15 protein-coding genes are annotated in these 17847 nt (G+C 47.0%); 7 read left to right on the top strand and 8 right to left on the bottom strand.

Features of this window, described 5'->3' with window-relative positions:
- Positions 1-163 precede the first annotated feature (163 nt).
- The 4 genes from AB4Z30_RS12270 to AB4Z30_RS12255 form a co-directional block, all read right to left on the bottom strand.
- A complete protein-coding gene (locus AB4Z30_RS12270; RefSeq protein WP_441926588.1) occupies positions 164-631 on the bottom strand; it encodes a DinB family protein in 468 nt (155 codons plus the stop codon).
- Between the two features lie 233 nt (positions 632-864).
- Complete coding sequence (locus AB4Z30_RS12265) at positions 865-1815, bottom strand: DUF1963 domain-containing protein (protein ID WP_441926586.1); 951 nt, start codon at positions 1813-1815, stop codon at positions 865-867.
- Between the two features lie 146 nt (positions 1816-1961).
- Positions 1962-3251 (bottom strand): ammonium transporter, encoded by a 1290-nt coding sequence (locus AB4Z30_RS12260; protein ID WP_441926584.1) that lies wholly within the window; start codon positions 3249-3251, stop codon positions 1962-1964.
- The gene (locus AB4Z30_RS12255) at positions 3248-3667 is read right to left on the bottom strand and encodes a hypothetical protein (protein WP_441926582.1); all 420 of its coding nucleotides are present in this window, start codon (positions 3665-3667) and stop codon (positions 3248-3250) included. Before AB4Z30_RS12255 ends, AB4Z30_RS12260 begins: the two co-directional genes overlap by 4 nt.
- Positions 3668-3960: 293 nt before the next feature.
- Here AB4Z30_RS12255 and AB4Z30_RS12250 point away from each other — a divergent pair, with 293 nt between their 5' ends.
- Positions 3961-4452: a DinB family protein gene (locus tag AB4Z30_RS12250; protein ID WP_441926580.1), complete on the top strand. Its 492-nt coding sequence runs from the start codon at positions 3961-3963 to the stop codon at positions 4450-4452.
- 75 nt (positions 4453-4527) lie between these two features.
- Here AB4Z30_RS12250 and AB4Z30_RS12245 read toward each other — a convergent pair whose 3' ends face one another.
- Together AB4Z30_RS12245 and AB4Z30_RS12240 are read right to left on the bottom strand one after the other, a co-directional pair.
- Positions 4528-5058 carry a GNAT family N-acetyltransferase gene (locus AB4Z30_RS12245; RefSeq protein ID WP_441926578.1) on the bottom strand — a complete coding sequence of 177 codons (531 nt, stop codon included), beginning with the start codon at positions 5056-5058 and terminating at the stop codon, positions 4528-4530.
- Between the two features lie 165 nt (positions 5059-5223).
- Positions 5224-6279 (bottom strand): M23 family metallopeptidase, encoded by a 1056-nt coding sequence (locus AB4Z30_RS12240; protein WP_441926576.1) that lies wholly within the window; start codon positions 6277-6279, stop codon positions 5224-5226.
- A gap of 231 nt (positions 6280-6510) precedes the next feature.
- Here AB4Z30_RS12240 and AB4Z30_RS12235 point away from each other — a divergent pair, with 231 nt between their 5' ends.
- The 3 genes from AB4Z30_RS12235 (at position 6511) to thrS (ending at position 11610) form a co-directional block, all read left to right on the top strand.
- Positions 6511-7278: a response regulator transcription factor gene (locus AB4Z30_RS12235; RefSeq protein ID WP_441926574.1), complete on the top strand. Its 768-nt coding sequence runs from the start codon at positions 6511-6513 to the stop codon at positions 7276-7278.
- The gene (locus AB4Z30_RS12230) at positions 7275-9038 is read left to right on the top strand and encodes a sensor histidine kinase (RefSeq protein WP_441926572.1); all 1764 of its coding nucleotides are present in this window, start codon (positions 7275-7277) and stop codon (positions 9036-9038) included. Before AB4Z30_RS12235 ends, AB4Z30_RS12230 begins: the two co-directional genes overlap by 4 nt.
- A 550-nt stretch (positions 9039-9588) precedes the next feature.
- Complete coding sequence (thrS, locus tag AB4Z30_RS12225) at positions 9589-11610, top strand: threonine--tRNA ligase (protein ID WP_441926570.1); 2022 nt, start codon at positions 9589-9591, stop codon at positions 11608-11610.
- Between the two features lie 203 nt (positions 11611-11813).
- Here thrS and AB4Z30_RS12220 read toward each other — a convergent pair whose 3' ends face one another.
- Positions 11814-12677, bottom strand: coding sequence for an SDR family oxidoreductase (locus AB4Z30_RS12220; RefSeq protein ID WP_441926567.1), 864 nt, complete (start codon positions 12675-12677; stop codon positions 11814-11816).
- A gap of 158 nt (positions 12678-12835) precedes the next feature.
- Here AB4Z30_RS12220 and AB4Z30_RS12215 point away from each other — a divergent pair, with 158 nt between their 5' ends.
- Positions 12836-13384 carry a hypothetical protein gene (locus AB4Z30_RS12215; RefSeq protein WP_441926565.1) on the top strand — a complete coding sequence of 183 codons (549 nt, stop codon included), beginning with the start codon at positions 12836-12838 and terminating at the stop codon, positions 13382-13384.
- Between the two features lie 145 nt (positions 13385-13529).
- Positions 13530-14264: an MBL fold metallo-hydrolase gene (locus AB4Z30_RS12210; RefSeq protein ID WP_441926563.1), complete on the top strand. Its 735-nt coding sequence runs from the start codon at positions 13530-13532 to the stop codon at positions 14262-14264.
- Between the two features lie 794 nt (positions 14265-15058).
- Here AB4Z30_RS12210 and AB4Z30_RS12205 read toward each other — a convergent pair.
- A complete protein-coding gene (locus AB4Z30_RS12205) occupies positions 15059-16267 on the bottom strand; it encodes a PQQ-dependent sugar dehydrogenase (protein WP_441926561.1) in 1209 nt (402 codons plus the stop codon).
- Between the two features lie 448 nt (positions 16268-16715).
- Here AB4Z30_RS12205 and AB4Z30_RS12200 point away from each other — a divergent pair, with 448 nt between their 5' ends.
- Entirely contained in the window at positions 16716-17804 is a 1089-nt protein-coding gene (locus AB4Z30_RS12200) for a M24 family metallopeptidase (protein ID WP_441926559.1), read from the top strand.
- Positions 17805-17847 lie beyond the last annotated feature (43 nt).

Below are 17847 nucleotides of genomic sequence, written 5' to 3'. Positions count from 1 at the left end.
TTCTACCAACTTTACCCCTCCATTATTAGATGTATGTCACAAGTCGGCTTATGTCATAGAATAGCTACATAGATTTACGTACATCCCCTCGTATCCCGGTTTATGCACTTTATACCCTTTTTCTGATATACCTTTACTTTGTATATTGATTATATGTATTCATTTAGGCAAACATTGCCGTTTGAGGTTCTTTTCCCGTCAAAGTTAACATCGTATAGAGTTGTCCCCTATGATGGTACATATGCCCCATCATCTCAAGCAACCATTCCAATCGGCTGTAGGAAGCACCCCAATATGATGTTGTTACGTGAAGCAATTCTTCCGTCGTAAACTGCATGTACCGCTGGTAGAGAAAGTTCCGGTTCTCTATGAATGCATCCTTGATCTGGTTCGCCGAGCACACGCAGTTCTCTTGATAAAATTGAGTCATTTCCTCTTCCGATGACCCTTCGGATATGTACAGATCTGCGCGGCAGACTAAAGCTAGATGCGAGAGTAACTCCCTTATAGAACGCTTGCCCTCAATCGGAGTCAGGTCCAAATCTTCTTCACTTAATTGATCGCAAATATCAACTAATGACGCAACCGCCGAATCAATATGTTTGAATGCAGACTCAATCAACACTATCACTTCCTTTTCATCCCATTATACAGAACGTATGATCTCATTTCAACCTATGTATTTCCTTTAACTATTTAAACACGCTGGCGCCTCTGATTAACATATGCTCACAAAAAAAGTCCCTCCTCCTCTTATAGACGGGGATTCAGGACATTTTGTTACAACTATTGAATAATTATTCGCCTAATTTATGGAACGACAATGGTATAACATTTGAACTCCGTATAAATATGAATTATAACTTAACTGGAATAGATCGAACAACATGTGTGATCAAATTGTTCATCCTCCAGATCAGCACTTCGAATGAAAAACTGCAGTTCACCGCAATCCAGCCACTGAAAACCGATTGCATCATGCGTATCTATTTTTAACAGCAGAAGTGTATCGGATAATTCCTCCCATGTGCGCTCTTCATCCCCATCGTAATGAGCCGTTAACTTCTTCACACATTCCTGCTCACTGCCGCCGTATACCTCTCCCAGCTCAATATAACTCAAGGCCTGATGTTCTGCATCAGGATGTTGTCCGTCAGGATAACCAAACATTCCACCCCAATTGAGCGGGCTAGGATGATTCCAATCCGATTCAAACGCCCGATAACGGTCAAACAAACTTCCTGCCAGCGTCCCCTCTTCATTAGAAGTTATTTCGCTAGCACTTCCCTGTTCATTCAACCCCGCAACGTCTATATATGCAAATGTAGGCACCTCAAGGTTAGGCAGCACCGTAACCGCATGAGCTACTGTAGGTTCTCCTCCCAGTGCGGTAACCCCATCAGGCTTACGATTTACAAGATTATGTGTAGATGGTTCGTAGATCACCCGATGTTCAATTGGATAGGCAGCATCCACACTGCCAATGAAAAAGTATAACATGCCCCGCTCCGGCAACGTTCCGCGCCCGTCATTCGGCGTATACGGAGATAAATCTACCATATTCAGCTGGGCCAGAAAAGTCATCGGAACCCCAACTTTCGTAAGCGGCCAGTCCAGATCATCTGGCAGATCAGGGTGTCCACCTACACGTGAATTTCCTGTTCTGCGATACTCATCGGGCGTGGATACATCTAGGCGAATACCCCAGCGCCCAGCATTCAGCACCAGATCGGCAACAGCTCCGAGACCGTATTCTTCTTCGAGGGTTTTACGTGCTTTTCTAGTCAGACGTTCACATTGTTCCGGCTTAATCATATAGATCCTCCCTTTTTGACGTTACACCTATGCTGAGACTTATTCACGTTCACACCTGTATATTCTTCCGCCTTGTCATTTTTCCCTGCTTTCTGTGTAAAAAAGAGGCTGACTTTCGTCAGCCCCTATCACTTCCTATACAAATGTTATCGATTTGAATCAGAAGACTTCTGTTGATATGCAATCATATGCTCCTCACCATCCAGAAATTCATGCGACTGGTGCGCAGCCATCACCCCATGATAACTGATATCCAATCCGAGGTCTTCCTCTTCCTCGGTTGAACGAACTGGAACCACTTTGCCAATGAGCTTCAGTCCGAACCAGGTCATGGCGAACCCCCAGATGACCAGAGCCGTCAGACCTAACGCCTGAACACCAAGAAGCCTCCAACCTCCACCCATGAACAAACCACCATCTGTGGCAAACAGACCTACAGCAATCGTGCCCCACATCCCCGAGACTGCATGAACCGGGAAAGCACCAACCGGATCATCAATCCGCATGCGATCAAGCCAGTTGGTTGCCGCCATCATCAACAGACCGGAGACAGCACCGATGAATATGGCTGCCAGATCACCTACAAATGCACAGCCCGCCGTGATGCCCACCAGTCCTGCAAGTGAACCGTTAATCACGGAAGGGGCATCGGAACGATTAAAGCGGAACAAGGTGTACAGCAACGTAGCCGCACCGCCCGCTGCCGCAGACAGCATCGTCACAATGGCGATGTGACCGATTCTGACATCTGTGGCGCTCAATGTACTGCCTGCGTTAAAACCAAACCAGCCGAACCACAGCAGAAATGCCCCTACCGAGGCCAGCGGCAGATTGCTCGGCAAGGCAATCGCACTTACACCAAGCGGCGTGTATTTACCTTTGCGTGGCCCGATGATGATTGCTGCCGCCAGTGCAGAGAAACCGCCTAATGCGTGGATTACTGCCGAACCAGCAAAATCCTGCATGCCCAGCTGACCGAGCCATCCGCCGCCCCACGCCCAGTGTCCACCTATCGGATAGATGATTGCTGTCATCAGGATGATATAGAGCAGGTATGCACGGAAATTGATCCGTTCAGCTACTGCACCGGATACAATCGAAATGACGGCAATGGTAAACGCGGCCTGGAACAGCCAGAACGTCTCCATTGACACGGGTACGTTCAGATGAGAAAGATCACCATTCAGGAAAAATCCTGTCACCCCTATGAACCCACCCGCATCTGAACCGTACATCAGGCCAAAACCAATGGCATAGAACAATAACGTACCAATGGTAATATCAGCGAATACCTTCATAATGATATTCACACTATTTTTATAACGTACAAAACCAGCTTCCAACAGGGCAAATCCGCCCTCCATCAACAAAATCATCGCTGCGCTGAGTACAACCCAGACCGTGTCGATTCCGGAGCTTAACGTCTCCAAAGTCATGCTTGTAAATCCTCCGTTTCACTTAGCTGTCTGATTTCGCGAATCGTTTCAGGTGATAGTTCAACCTCTTCTTGCTGGTTTTGATCAGCGATTTGAATGCGTTCCATGATCAGATCCAGATCACGGATGCGTCTGCGAATCTGCTCCATCTTGCGAAACCGTTCCTTCACCTGCACCATATATTCCACCGCTTGGTGATGGGAAGCCGGGCGCCCTGCAAACCATTTGCGAACAGGCGATAGCGATTGATATGCCACTTCCTCAGCTCGTCGTTTTTGATCAAACTGTTCGATCTTCTGCTTGAGCGTTTCGATCTCCTTTTCTTTTTTGACCTTCAACCGTTCGATAAGGTACAATAGATCGGACGATGATATTTGCAATGCTGTATGGTAATACACCTCGTCTATTACTAACATATCATGTCAGTACTCCTTACATATCAAGTTACTTGTACCGATTATAGTTTGCCGGGGTGTACCCGTCAATCTTTTTTTGGTTTTGCGGACGATGATGTATACGATTCAGCATACCCCATTCAAGGGTATGTTTTTTGTTTTATTAATAACTTCACCTAACAGAATGATTGGTAGATGAAATTCGCAATTACTCATTCTGTGTTCTATGCTAATTAAATAGGATTTCATATGTTCAGTTGGACATATATAAACAGCAATGTTATTGTAATAAATCTACAGAGAGGATGTTAAAGATGTTTGAACGTAATGACGAAATACGCAATCAAATCTGGGAGGCTATCTCTGGATTAGATGAAGCTCAATTGAATCAAAAACCTTCCCCGGAACAGTGGAGCATTATGCAAGTGCTGCGGCATTTAAATCTGATGGAAAATGTGATCATCCAGCAGGCTCGGCTCGCCCTGGAAAAAGAACAAAATGTGTCCGTTGAGAAAAAGCCTTACGAAATGTCTCTGGACCGCAGCAGATCTGTCGAAGCACCTCCTCATGTGCAGCCCCAAGCTGAGCCTGAGACACTTGCGGATATTCGTAGCGATCTCGCTGCGTCCCATCAAGCACTGGAACAGTTTGCACGTGAGCATGATGTCGCCCTGTTGCGTAGTAAGTCATTCCCTCACCCCGCATTCGGTGAGATGGATCTTGCACAATGGATCGTTTTTACAAGTTATCATGAAGAACGCCATCTGGGACAGATTCAGGAGATCAAACAGCGGCTTAGTTTGTAAAACGGTTCGTAAAATAAATAAGAAAACCTCCGCATGCCACTTATTGTGGATACGGAGGTTTTTCTCTATGCAGATCTACGCCTTTTTCAGGCGATGGTCTGCTTCTATTTTTTTGCCCATAATTACGAGATCCCGGTTCACGCCGTCCAGTACTGCCACCTCAGGATAGAATCCCCACTGTTCGAAGCCATGCTTGCGCAATAACCCCAAACTCGGTTCGTTATGACCAAATACAAATCCTAGAATCGTCGTGATTCCCAGCTCAGGACAAGCCTCGAATACCGTATTCAGCAGCAACCCACCGGCCCCAATTCCACGGCATTGCTGATCGACGTATACACTGACTTCCACCGTCCCATTGTACGCTGGGCGCCCATAAAACGAACTGAGACTGGCCCATGCAACAACCCGTCCATCCCGCTTCATGACCCACAAAGGACGACGATCCGGTGTATGCTCATTGAACCATGGCAACCGTTGCTCCACCGTCACTGGTTCTAAATCTGCCGTTGCCATACGGCTCTCAATCGTAGAGTTATAAATCTCAACAATCCTCTGTAAATCTTCCTGACGTGCATACTCGATCTGTACCTTGTCCAGTGCCATCCCTATTCCCTCCACTTATCCAGCTCTAATATCATTCAAAACCAAGTTCAAGGCTATTATTATAGAGGTTATTATAATGGAAAATGGAAGCTGGCGTACAGCATGTAGAATATTCCGACATGAACACAACAAATTAATCTGTAAAATGGTACCGCATTGCCCTGCTTACTCTGACAGTCCCTGAACGGTATTGCCCCGTGTCAACTCCTGGCTCTGATCGGCCCAGCGGATATTGAGGGAACGTGACGTGAACAGGTCTGGACCATCGGATACCTGAAAGTGCAAATGAGCTTCACTAGAGTTGCCCGAATTACCTAAATCACCGATGTGATCCCCCTGCTTGACTTTATCCCCTTTTTTCACCGCTACACTGCCTTTTTTGATATGCCCCGTGATACTGTATTCTTTATTGCCGTGATCGATAACCACATAATTACCCGCCGGCTCTTTCGGATTCATTACGCCCGGCACATTATCCTCGATATCATTTTTGATCTCCACTACCGTACCATCCGCAGCAGCATAGAGCGGCTGACCAAAGGCATAATAGTTGGCGTTGTCTTTGGCATCTCCCTGATAACTCGCCCCGTCTTTCATCTGAACAATGTCCAATGCATATCGCTGTGTTTCATGCTCGTAATGATAATTTTCCAGAACACTATGTCCTCCCCAGAAGACATACATCTCCCCTTTCATAGGGAACTGAAATTTGGTTTTGGTTGACTTGTTATCTGTATCGGGATGTGGTTCCAGTGGAGTAATCCTTAATCCGGCAATCTGATGATCTTCTGTAAAATAGGCGAGAATCCCCTTGGTTCCTGTATCGTCTGTCCACGCGTGTTCCGTCAAACCATTCATCTCAGCATCCACTACCTGCTTCCACGACTTCACTCCTTTCAAAAAGCTGTCAGCGGACACCTTGAAATCTTCCAAGGAAACAGCTTGCTTCATGTCAGGAGTAAACTGATTATAAATCGCTTCTTTGGAACCATTCGTCAATGTATCCAAGAGATTATCCGGTGTTACCTGTTGAACTGTCGAACCATCATTTTGTTCTTTGCTTGAAGTGTCAACGTTATCCTTCTGATCCTTCACTTGTTCTGTAGCTTGCTTCTCAGCCTGCTCTGCTTCGTCTGATGTAATTTTGTTACTTGTACAAGCAGAGAGAACAGCAAATGCTGTCACGGTTAGAAGGAGTAGTTTCCATTTCCTATTCATCATTCAACACCCTTTCTGTTTATCTTTTCTTTTTCTTTTTCTTACTTACCTCAAATTTACATCATGAGTCTTATGGTTAATCTAACTTTCCCTTACATCTAGTTAAATTTATCGCCCTACCTAAGCTTTATAATTAAGCTTCTGTTAAGGCAACCTATCTTCCAACTGGTCTCAAGAATGTTATGATGGGCAATATAGCAAGAAAGAGAGTTAAGAGGAGGTTAGCATTACATCATGGATCATGTCTCACTACTGCTTGTTGATGATGAACAAGCGATTTTACATATGCTCAAAACCGTACTGCTCAAAGAACAGTTTCTCGATATCGATACGGTCACTACAGGTGAAGCAGCGCTCGAAGCATGCAACAACAAAACGTATCATTGTATCGTGCTTGATATTATGCTTCCAGGGAAAAGCGGCTTGGAAATCTGTCCTTTTCTAAGGCAGGTCACAGATGCCCCTATTCTGTTTCTAACCGCCAAAACAACGGACTATGACAAACTGACCGGATTTGCCGTTGGCGGTGATGATTATGTCGTCAAACCGTTTAACCCGCTGGAAGTCGTTGCAAGAATCAAATCGTTGCTTAATCGCTATTTGCCTTCCAAAACGACCGCGGTTTCGCAGCAACAAAGCATTTCTCCACACGTAAATACGTCATCAAACAAACTATCGCAAGGTATTTATGATTTTGGACGATTCCAAGTATTCGAACTGGCTGGGGAGCTTCGCGTTGAAGGACAGGTTGTAACCTGCCCGGCACTGGTGTTCCAGTTACTTCTCTTCTTCTGCAAACATCCGAACCGAATCTTCACCAAGTCTGAACTGTATGAACGGGTGTGGGGCTCAGAAGCCATCAGCGACGATAACACCGTTATGGTGCATATCCACCGCATTCGGGAACGCATTGAAGCCGATCCTTCCAATCCGGCGTTTCTCGTCAATGTGCGAGGTTTGGGGTACAAGCTGATCCAGCCTAGCAACTTGTCACGGTCATGAGTATACGCCGCAAGTTATTGACTCGATTCATCGGTATGCTCACTGGCACGGTGATTCTGATTATTTTGTTAGGATCAATCGCTACCATCTGGGTTTTGCAGAAAGTGAATGAAGTGAATATTGTAGATGACTTTGCAATTAACGGATTGGATCAGCTCATTAATTCAGCGGAGATCATGCCGGACAACACCATACGCTATGATCCCGAACTATTGAAGCAAGTCGATAAAAATCAGGGCTGGCTGCAGGTGCTCGATGAAAAAGGTTTTGTTATTGACGGCTATCACGTTCCTTCCGATGTGCCTGATCACTACAAACCTGGCGAATTAATTGCCTACTCGGAAGGGAATAAAGAATTTCCATACCAGCTATCCATGTTGATCCGGGAGAAGGATGGGAAATATTTTACGTTGTTATACGGAGAGCGAAATGCGGCCAAATCCTTACTTGATGAAATCCGTCCAAAGCTTTCGTATGCTAGCGGCAAACTGACTGTGAAACCAGCGGAGCAAGAAACGATTCGCAAAGCAGATGCCTACATCCAGATATTGGACCCTTATGGAAAAGAAATCGACTCTTACAACAAACCGGCTGTTGGCGTGCCTAGCCAGTACACTATTCAGGATCTCGTTCTCCAAGTTCGTTATCCGAATCGTTCAGGCATATCGGTCGCCACATGGTACGATAACCAAAACGAAACGACTTGGACGGCAAGTGTACGGATTGATTCAACTGTTGTTGAGAAACAGAATCCGTACGCTTTTATTCTGGAACCTGCGCTGATCGTCTTGATCTTGTCCATCGTTGCGCTACTGATTTTACTCGCTTTCTGGTACGCTAATCGATTCGGTGCTCCGATGCTGCACATGCTTCAGTGGCTGCAACGTCTGGAGAAAGGACAGTATGAGGAACCAACTGGAGCATCAGGTATTCCGCGGAGCCAACGTCGCAATGGAAAATGGAAGCGTAAATATCAAGTGTATGGTGACGTACTTCACTCCATGCAAGCTTTGTCCCATACACTTAAACAGGATGAGGAACTACGGAAACAAACGGATTCGCTTCGAGAGGAATGGATCGCTGGCATCACGCACGACCTCAAGACACCTCTTTCCTCCATTCAGGGATACGCGCATATGCTGGAAACGGACAAGTACAGCTGGACGGCTGAAGAAGTTCGAGAATTCGCAGGCATCATGATCGACAAATCCATGTACATGGACAGGCTTGTGAATGATCTGGCGATGACCTATCGTCTGCGGAGTGGAGGGTATCAACCCGAAGTAGCACGAACTGACGTAAATACGCTACTTCATAATCTCGTGCAGCGAGCCGAGCGCAACCCTGCGTACGGAGAAGGACGTATTGTTTTTCAATCTGCAGACGCACCTGTCTATGGGCTAGTGCACGTTCCTTCTTTTGAACGGATTGTAGATAATCTCACGGCTAATGCTCTGCTTCACAACCCGCCCGATTCTATTCTTGTTGTTCGTGTGCATGCTGGAGAGCAAGAAGACGAATTCACAATTGAGTTTGCTGACAATGGACAAGGCATGAGCCCGGAGACGGTATGGAAGCTATTTGAACGGTATTATCGCGGAACAGATACAGGCACAAGTGATGTTGGATCAGGACTCGGCATGGCGGTCACCAGAGGTTTAATTGAGGCCATGAAAGGTCGAATTGAAGTGTCATCCACACCTGGAGAAGGAACAACAATTCGGTTGATCTGGATTCAAAGTGCCAAAGAACTGGGCTAGCCTGCATTTGAATATTCCACTTGACCTTTCCATTTTCAGTCTATATAATCGACTCTCAAGTAACACCTGTTCCAATGATTACATTAAATTCTACACACTACAGGATCAACGGATCTGAAATATGCCTGTGTTATTCAGCTCGTTGCATCCTTCATATTTAGCGATGACCAGAGACATGATTTGCATTGCGTGCTGCCCAGAGAGAGAAGGGATTGGTGAAACCTTCTTCAGCGAACGGATCCAAGTTACCCCTCTGTAGCCGTGGTCTCGAACCTCCGACGATGTACAGATATTGCACAGATTATGTCAATTGATTATTCTAATCAATGATTTCGCAAGATCGTTACATGTACGGTCAGTAGAGCTCACCGCCTGATCCCCGTTAACGGATTCCAATGAGGGTTATGATGGTTCTGTTTGCGGCGGCTGGCCGAGAGCAGAATGCAGCATAACCAAATTAGGGTGGAACCACGAGCCAAGCGCACTCGTCCCTTCTCCGGGACGGGTGTTTTTTGCGCTTCCATCACAAATATATTGGAGAGTGGTTCACATGAGTCAAGAGAAAAAACCGGATTATGAAAACGGGCATTTATTGCATTTATCCTCGGGTGATCGGCACGCAGCAGCATCTGAATCGTTAGCAGCGGAATCGTCGCTTGAAAAGATTGAAGTCCAGTTGCAAGGTGGAGCTGTACGTACTTACAAGGCGGGTATCACTGTCGGTGAAGTTGCTTCATCGATCAGCACAAGCCTTGGCAAACAGGCGATCGGCGGGATTGTGAATGGCCGACATGTCGATCTGAGCGAGAAACTGGAGCAGGACTGCGCACTCGTCATCGTTACACTGGACAGCGAGGAAGGTCTGCGCCGGTATCGCCACAGCACAGCACATGTGCTGGCACAGGCACTGAAACGGTTGTATGGCACAGACCACGTGAAGCTGGGCATCGGTCCGGTCATTGAAGATGGATTTTACTATGATGTCGATCTGGAGCAGTCCATTTCCATCGGTGATCTTGAAACAATTGAGCGGGAAATGAACAAGATCATTCAGGAAAATTTGCCAATCCGCCGTAAGGTAGTTAGCCGGTCACAAGCTTTGGAGCTATTCGAAGCAAGCGATGATCCATACAAACTCGAGCTTATCCGCGATCTACCAGAAGATGCCGAACTTTCGATTTATGAGCAGGGTGAGTTTTTCGACTTGTGCCGCGGCCCACATCTTCCGTCCACTGGACGGATCAAAGCGTTTAAACTGCTGAATGTCGCAGGCGCCTACTGGCGGGGAAACTCGGACAATAAAATGATGCAACGCATCTATGGCACTGCTTTTCCAAATAAAACACAGCTGCAAGAACATCTTCACATGCTGGAAGAAGCCAAAAAGCGGGATCACCGCAAGCTTGGCAAAGAGCTGGAGTTATTTATGTTCTCCGACGAGGCACCTGGCATGCCCTTCTACCTGCCTAAAGGCATGACAGTTCGTACAGAGCTGGAGCAATTTTCACGGGAACTGCAATTGCGGGAAGGTTACCAGGAGGTTCGCACTCCGCTAATGATGAATAACCGCCTGTGGGAACAGTCGGGGCACTGGGAGCACTACAAGGACAACATGTACTTTGCGGACGTGGACGATGCTACATTTGCCTTGAAGCCGATGAACTGCCCGGGACATATGCTGGTTTTCAAAAACACACTGCATTCCTATCGCGAATTACCCATTCGCATGATGGAATTCGGTCAGGTACATCGTCATGAATTCTCAGGTGCCCTGAATGGCATGATGCGTGTGCGGACGTTCTGTCAGGACGATGCCCATCTCTATGTAATGCCTGAACAGATCGAAGACGAGATTAATGGGGCAATCTCCCTGATCGGGCGAATGTACGACATTTTCGGTTTTGATTATAAAATCGAGCTGTCCACACGCCCTGAAGATTCCATGGGCTCAGAAGAATTATGGGATCAGGCGGAGCAAGCACTGCGCAATGTGTTAGACGCCCGCGGTGTGGAATATCGCATTAACGAAGGTGACGGTGCCTTTTATGGACCTAAAATTGACTTTCACATTCTTGATGCGCTGAAGCGAAGCTGGCAGTGCGGAACAATCCAGCTAGATTTTCAAATGCCGGAAAAATTCGACCTCACTTACATCGGCGAGGATGGCCTGAAACACCGTCCAGTTGTCATTCACCGAGCAATCTATGGCTCCATTGACCGCTTTATCGGCATTCTGACGGAACATTATGCAGGCGCATTTCCGCTCTGGCTGGCTCCTGTACAGGTGAAGCTGATCCCCGTATCGGATCATTATGCGAACTATGCACTTGAGGTGCAGAGCCAGCTACGGGCAGCAGGTATCCGAGTGGAAACAGATCTGCGCAGCGAGAAGCTTGGTTACAAGATTCGTGAAGCCCAGATGGAAAAAGTCCCTTATTCGCTCGTGCTTGGTGAACAAGAGAAAAATGCCTCATCCGCCTCTGTCCGTGCTTACGGTGAGGGAGATCAAGGCATTCAACCTATCGATGCTTTTATCGAGATGATCCAGCAGGCTGTGAAGAGTAAAGTTTGAGCTATAAAGCATGAATGAGATTAGCAATTTGTTAAGATATATATTATATGTTTGCCATGTGGGGCTTGCGCAGAGCTTTTTTCACAGACTTCGAGCCCTTTCGCAGAAGCTGTTTCTAGGTTCAGGTTTTGGTTCAGGTTTTGGTTAAGTTTTTGGTTCAGGTTTTGGTTTAGGTTTTGGCTCAGGCTTATACGCATAACAATTTATAACCGTTCATCTGGTTGCAAACCAACTTGTTCTTCGCTCCATGTCCATAACTGCTGGGCGGCCGCATCATCCAAAGCATGCTCTTTCAAACGCTGCTCCTTCTGCTGGTAGAAGTATCTCCCGGTCAGTCCGGTAACCTCTGGACTTGTTGCCAGATAAATCGCTGTCCGGGCGCCTTCTTCCGGTGTCAGGAAAAACGGGAGTTTGGCTGCCAGTGCCATAATGCGTGTACCAAATCCGGTATTACGATCCACCCCAATACTAGTTCCGACCGCACCTGGATGTAAACAATTCGCGGTAACGGAAGTGCCTGCGAGCTTATGGGCAAGCGTACGCGTGAAAAATACGTTTGCCAGTTTGGACTGAGCGTAACTTTTGATCGGATTATAACCTTTGCGCAAATGCGGATCATCAAAATGAATTTTCCCCGCTTTGTACGCTCCAGACGACACGTTTACAATTCGGCCCTGTTTAGCCGCTTTCAGTGGTTCAATCAGGAGCAATGTGAGCAGGAAGTGTCCCAGATGATTGATGCCAATGCTTTGCTCGAAACCTTCTGACGTTTCTTTGCGTTTAACCATCACCACACCCGCATTATTCACTAGTGCGTCCAAGTGGTCATAGCGCTCACGATATTGTCTTGCAAACTGACGTATGCTATCCAGCGACCCGAGATCACACAACATCAGCTCGATCTCGGAAGAGCCGGATTGTTGCAAAGCTTGTTGAAGCGCCTCTTGTCCTCTCTTTTCACTACGGCAGGCCATAATGACGTGATATCCTTGTTTTGCAAGTTCAATGGTAGTTGCCAGCCCCATACCGGAGTTGGCTCCTGTAACGATTGCTGTCTGAATGGACATGGTGTCCTTCCCTTCTGAACCGGAGGTTCCGTGAATTATTTTGACACTAAGGCATTATGTTCCAGAATATGAGATAATACAGTGATCATCTGATCAACATCATTCATGATCAGGTCATGTTCCATTCACATCTCGGTACCCATGGGAGGACAAGTCGTATGCTAACCCAAGAGGATTTCAAACATGTCAAGAAGCTCGCCAAGCTTGAGATCAAACTGCTGGAACAGGAATATCGCGATATTCTAAACCATAACGATTCCTCAATATATGAAGAATACGAATGGCTGGATGAAGAACATTCATACGAGCTTACCCGCAAACGCAAAAACCGGAGATACGCTTCGCTAACCATCGAGTTATGCTCCATCCTGGAACAGATGTTATTACAGCTCTACAAACGTACGTATCAGAAAAAGTTTAATTCGACTCAGCTCATGAAAACTCCTGCCTACCGGGCACGCTCCAACATGGAGATGCTGGAGGCTGAACTGGGCAAGCAGCATATTGCTTTAAAGCCTGGCAAAGAATCATGCAGCACAGCGCTTCATCAGGCGTTCCAGACAAGGAACAGATTGGTTCACGAAAACTTCTCGTTTGTAGCAATTGTTAAGGATGGAAGCAATGAGGAAGAGACGTTTGAAACGATTTTACATGCGGTAAAAAAATATAGAAAACATCTGAACTATGAGAGTCCAGATTCAGAATAAAGAGTAAGTCATTTCTTGCGCGTTGCATGTTGTAGAATGGGTAAATGGACAAGGGACAAGGGACAAGGGACAAGCTGAGTTTACTGTCCCTTACTAAAAATACAATCATATAAGGAGGTGTTCCGGATTCACTTCCGGAAATTTCATGAGCGAAACTATACCATCCATCACGGTGCTGACACTTAACATTCCAACACCTTCGGGTAATAGCCCAATTCATCCGGTGCTGCTTCATGACGAAGCCGGGTACACATTGGTAGACACTGGCATGATCGGCCAATTTGCCGAGTTACAAGCCACACTTGAAGACTTGAATGTACCTCTTTCTGACATCAAACGTGTCATTATTACTCATCAGGATATTGACCATATTGGCAATCTGGGCGCTCTGCTGGATGCTATTCAAGGGCTTGAGGTATGGGCTCACGCGGATGAAATCCCGTATCTGACGGGTGCAAAACCTCTGATCAAATTCACACCGGAGCGCCGCGCAATGCTGTCTGCCCCTGTGCTCGCTTTGGCAGATCAGCTTCTGATGCAGCTGCCTGAGATTAACATCGACAGAACACTCGCGGACGGTGACATTCTCCCGCTCCAAGGCGGAATACAGGTCATCCACACACCAGGACATACACCAGGTCACCTGTGTCTCTATTTGGGTGAGCAGCAGCTCCTGCTTGCTGCCGATGAACTGCGCGTCGTAGACGATGAACTCGTCGGCCCAGCGCCTCCAGCTACACCGGACATGCCGGAAGCACTGCGCAGTATGAAGAAACTGACGGGTTTGACGGTGGATAAAGTACTCTGCTACCATGGCGGAGAATATACACAACAGCCTGAGAAACGCATTGCGGAGCTCGCCGAGAAGTCCGAAGCTTAGAGTTTTGATACATCTGCGGGTATGTGGCACAGTTTTGCTTAACGTCTTCACACCTTACAGGTTTACACAGACTTTATGGCGTGACACGTACTTTCCTTTATCGCTGCATTTCCTGTAATTAAAAAGCTGTCTTGCGCCTTAATACTGGCATGGACAGCTTTTTCTGAATTTCAACGTATGGGCTCAGCCGGTTCTGGCAGAGCCTGATCGAGCAAGGATAGCCCTCTCCTTGCCTGATGCTGCGTATATGCCTTCATATGCCTTCCATTCACAGTTCGCTAAAATTCTAACGATCACCAGAAGCCTTATTTGGCCCGATTCGACGCCTTTTATTTTCTAACGATCACCAGAGACCTTATTTACTCGAATTACTGATAAAATCGCCCCATTATGCACATTTTCGATGAAATAGCGTCTCTGGAGATCGTTAGAATTCTCATATCCTCAAAAACCTCGAAATAAGCTCTCCTGTGATCGTTAGAATAAAAAGTGGAGCCCGTTAACCAACGTTACGCCAAATCCTATCACTTCAATCCACCCAACTACTCTCTTCCCGTGGCTTTTGTGGCTTTTATGACTTTTGTGGCTTTTGTGACTTTTGTGACCTTTATGACCTTCGGACCCTTTTGACTCTTTTGACTCTTGTGACCCTTTTGACCCTTGTGACCCTTTAACACTCTAATTGCAAATTAGCTATATCTCCTCCATTCCCCTGTTACCTCCACTCTCCCTCACCCTCTCACTTTCTCCAGCCATCCAGCCATCCAGCCACTCATCCAGCCTAAAATAACCGACTACCCTTCCGGGGTAAGTACAATCAGTTTGTCATCCCCGTCACGCGGTGAGCCTCGGCCATCGCGATTGTTGGTTAGCACGTACAGCTTACCGTCTTCACCGGTACTAACATTACGTATACGTCCCCACTCATCTTCGAAAAAAGGGATCACCTGCTCGACCTTCGTACCGTCTTTGGACAATACTACTCGCAGCAGCTGCTCCCCTCTCAGATTCGCAGCTACCAATGAACCCGCCCATGGACCTTCCGTAATGAAGGCTACACCCGAAGGTGCCCAGGTATTATTCCCGCTATGCGCCAGCGGCGCCTGATAAGTTCCGTTATCATCGTCGTCGCCCTCCACTTCGGGCCAGCCGTAATTTTCTCCGGCAACAATCCAGTTAATCTCGTCATGGTTGCGCTGACCGTGCTCGGTCGCATAGAGATACCCGTTATCCGGGTTCCATGCCAGCCCTTGAGCGTTTCGATGTCCCATACTGTATACAGGGGAATTCGGCCAAGGGTTATCTGAAGGGATCGATCCATCGAGACCTATACGCAGTATTTTTCCACCAAGGCTATCCTGGTTCTGTGCCAGCTCCGGTTCATAACGCTCACCTGTGGTGATATACAGCAGCTGATCCGGGCCGATTTTGATTCGTCCACCGTTATGGTTTACTCCGCCTGGAATGCCCGTCAAAAGCTCTTTGTCGATCACCGCTTTTCCCCCCGTCACTTTCAAGCGCAGCACGCGATTGGCAATGTCCTGCCCGTCCAGATACGAGTGGTACACATACAAATAACCGTTACTCTCAAAGTCCGGATCCGCCTCCAGTCCAAGCAACCCGCCTTCGCCTTCTTCATTAAAAGGTGCTTTGAATTCAATCAGCGGTTCCGCCTCCAGCTTTCCATCCGTAATGACTCGAATCACCCCCGGACGCTCCGTCACAAACATCCGTCCATCTGCAACCGTCACGATCTCCCAAGGTGCATTCAGTCCCTTCACCATTACAGAAGCCTGATATGGCACTACTTCACTCCCCTGATCCTCACTCTCTCCAGTATCCTTTTCATTATTGCCTCCAGTTGCCGTCTGACCTTGACCAGATCCCTCTCCTTGAGACAACTGTTGCGAATCTGGAATCGGATTGTCAGGTCCGCACGATGTGGTTAACAGAGCCATACTAAGCAAAGAGGCATACAGAGGCACAGTTAATCGATTGTTCATGATGAATCAAAATCCCCTTTCAGTGTGTTTTCATTAGGTATAAAAAAAAGGATCCGTTTCTCTCCAACATATCCTATTTGGCCTGAAGTCGTGATGCGTCTTATAGGGGAGTCATTGTGTCGTGGGTATGAGTAGCATGTTGTGTTTGTGTGTTTTGTGTGTTTGTATTGCGTGTATCTTTGCTCCGAGTCTTTGTTCCAATTGTTTATTTATTTAGTATATCTATGTCTCTTACTCCACCTGATGCACAATCTGTAAGCGGTATCGCCCTGTATTACCCTTACCACCCTTCACCTAAACGGTAAAACCACGCATTCCTTGGCTCACAAGCCACTGCCGGTTTAGAATTCTTTCAACATCTTCTATAATAGAGGGAAGAGACGCTAAAGTGTTAAGTAAACGCGAAGTATTTAAAAGAGCGTACATAGGAAAGGTGGACATATCTATCATGAATCAAACTCCTTTATCAAGGCTGGAAGCCGATCTGTCCGGGCAAGGGCTCGATGCTATGCTGATTACAGATCCCAAACATATTTATTATCTGACCGGGTACGCAAGCAATCCGCATGAACGTTTTATGGGTCTGATGATAGCACGTGGTGAAGACCCTTTATTGATTGTACCCGCTCTGGACGCTGATGCTGCAGCAGCCGTTTCATCGGTATCCAACATTGCTACACATTCGGACACGGATAATCCCTATGCGTTATTTGATCGATATCAGGGAAGTCTGAGCCGTGTAGGTTTGGAAAAAGAATACGTCACCGTCTCTCGTTATGAGCAGTTAAGCTCCGCACTCGGCGGTGCAAGTTTTGAAGATGTTGGCTCGTTGCTGCGCGCACTGCGTGTGAACAAAACGCCAGATGAAGTCGCTCGCATTCGCCATGCGATCTATTTAATTGAAGAAACGCTGCGCCAAGGCCTTACACATGTACGTACAGGTGTTACAGAAATTGAGCTGGTCGCCGAGATGGAATATCAGATGAAGAAACTCGGTGCGGATGGCCCTTCTTTTGATACCATGGTACTCACTGGGCCTAAAACTGGTCTGCCGCATGGTACACCTGGTGATCGCAAACTGCAGCACGGAGATCTGCTTATGTTTGATATGGGTGTGTACGCTGGTGGATATGCGTCAGACATTACGCGTACTTTTGCATTTGGGGGCATTTCGCCGGAACTGCAAACCATTTATAATACCGTACTCGCTGCCAACCAAGCCGCTATTCAGGTGGTTAAGCCAGGCATTACCTGCGCATCTGTTGACCGTGCAGCTCGTCAGGTGACGATTGATGCCGGATACGGCGAGCGTTTTATGCACCGTGTTGGGCATGGACTCGGTATTGATGTGCACGAGTATCCTTCCCTGCATGGAGAGAATACGGATCTGCTTCAAGCCGGAACCGTGTTTACCATTGAACCGGGTATTTACACTGCAGCAGGCGGTGTGCGTATCGAAGACGATGTATTGGTAACCGAGACAGGTGTAGAAGTGCTTACCACGTATCCAAAAGAACTGCAAATCCTGACAGACTAAATCGCTTAGCGATCTAAGCTAAAGCAGACGATGTACGCTGACA

This window comes from Paenibacillus sp. 2TAF8, from assembly GCF_052114825.1.
GTDB lineage: Bacteria > Bacillota > Bacilli > Paenibacillales > Paenibacillaceae > Paenibacillus.
The sequence above is the reverse complement of the archived record's forward strand: the minus strand, read 5'-3'. Positions and strand labels throughout refer to the sequence as shown.